The sequence below is a fragment of the Stenotrophomonas sp. TWI809 genome (assembly GCF_039673205.1).
Lineage (GTDB): Bacteria > Pseudomonadota > Gammaproteobacteria > Xanthomonadales > Xanthomonadaceae > Stenotrophomonas.
The window spans coordinates 1-1,457 of record NZ_JBDJLE010000051.1 but is presented as its reverse complement, the minus strand read 5'-3'; the positions used below and the strand labels follow the sequence as shown (position 1 = coordinate 1,457).

The window sequence follows — 1,457 nt, the reverse complement described above, 5'->3', positions numbered from 1 at the left end:
GCGCTGCACAGTGCCGGCGATATCCGGAGCCGGCCAGCGGCCGGCACTTCGGGATCCGCCGGCGCCTGGAAGATGACCGCCGCGGGTCGGGACGCCTTCAGCCCCCGGGCGTATGCTGGGCCCATGCCCTCCGGAGCCCACCCATGCACGTGATCTACCAGGCCGACAACCTGTTCGACGCCCATCTGGTCAAACACGCCCTGGAGGACGCCGGCATCCCCGCCTTCGTCTTCGGTGAATCGCTGCTGGGGGGCATGGGCGAGCTCCCGCTGTTCGGCGTCCTGCGCGTGTGCGTCCCCGATCTGGCCCGTCCCGAAGCGGAAGACATCGTTGCCCAACTGGACTTGGGCGCGGCCCCGGACGACCCCATATTCAACGGAGACGAAAGCGCCGGCCTGTTGCCGGCCTAGGAGAACGCCATGTTGGGTATTGGAAACGGTCTGTTGGGCATCGGCGCCTTCAAGCAGCGCCTGCCGCGCCCGGAAGAAGCGTTGCCGGGCCGCGACCAGCCCCTGCCGCTGCTGCACAACCAGCATTACGTCAACAGCCACCCGCTGAAAGACAGCTTCACCGGCCTGGCGCGCATCCGCTTCGCCATGGGCTGTTTCTGGGGCGCGGAGCGAAAATTCTGGACCATCCCCGGCGTCTACTCGACCTCGGTCGGTTACGCCGGCGGCGTCACCCCGAACCCCACCTACGAAGAAGTCTGCTCCGGCCTCACCGGGCACACCGAAATCGTCGAGGTCGTCTACGACCCCGCCATCGTCCCGCTTGAGCGCCTCCTCCAGGTCTTCTGGGAAAGTCACGACCCCACCCAGGGCATGCGCCAGGGCAACGACACCGGCACCCAGTACCGCTCCGCGATCCACGCCACCACCCAGGCCCAGCACGACGCTGCCCTGGCCAGCCGCGACGCCTACCAGCAGCGCCTCAACGACGGCGGCTACGGTGCCATCACCACCGAACTCGTCTTCCCCGCGCCCGCGTACTACTACGCCGAGGACTACCACCAGCAGTACCTCGCCAAGAACCCCAACGGCTACTGCGGCATCGGCGGCACCGGCGTCAGCTGCCCCATCGGCGTGGACGCCTGATAGCGGAGGAAGCCGACCAACGGTCGGCTCTACCAGATTCGTCACCTGCGTTTCGCACCATTGCTCGACGCTCCTTGCCCGTGCTCTTCCCAACGCACCCACACCGCGCCAACCCCAACGAAAGTGAGCCGTTGCCGTTGCCGTTGCCATACGCGCCAAAAACAAAAGGCCCCGCATGAGCGGGGCCTTTTGTCGTACAGCCAGCCAACCGCCAGCGCTTACAGCCGCTCGCGGATCGTCTGCCGCAACGCCTCCAGATCCTTGGCGAACGCATCGATGCCGCTGGCCAGCTTCTCCGTCGCCATCGGGTCGGCCGCCAGATCCGCCGCAAAGCGCGCCGCATCGATCGGCGTCACCTGCACC

At 67.2% G+C, this 1,457-nt stretch carries 2 protein-coding genes and 1 pseudogene; 2 read left to right on the top strand and 1 reads right to left on the bottom strand.

Annotation, left to right across the window (positions count from 1 at the left end; translation table 11 throughout):
- The first annotated feature begins 143 nt into the window (after positions 1-143).
- Both ABE472_RS18810 and msrA read left to right on the top strand, forming a co-directional pair.
- The gene (locus tag ABE472_RS18810; RefSeq protein WP_346466780.1) at positions 144-410 is read left to right on the top strand and encodes a DUF2007 domain-containing protein; all 267 of its coding nucleotides are present in this window, start codon (positions 144-146) and stop codon (positions 408-410) included.
- A 30-nt stretch (positions 411-440) separates the two neighbouring features.
- A complete protein-coding gene (gene msrA, locus ABE472_RS18805; RefSeq protein ID WP_346466781.1) occupies positions 441-1,094 on the top strand; it encodes a peptide-methionine (S)-S-oxide reductase MsrA in 654 nt (217 codons plus the stop codon).
- A gap of 218 nt (positions 1,095-1,312) precedes the next feature.
- Here the strand turns inward: msrA and ABE472_RS18800 are convergent.
- A pseudogene (locus tag ABE472_RS18800) lies at positions 1,313-1,457 on the bottom strand (transaldolase); the annotation flags it as partial.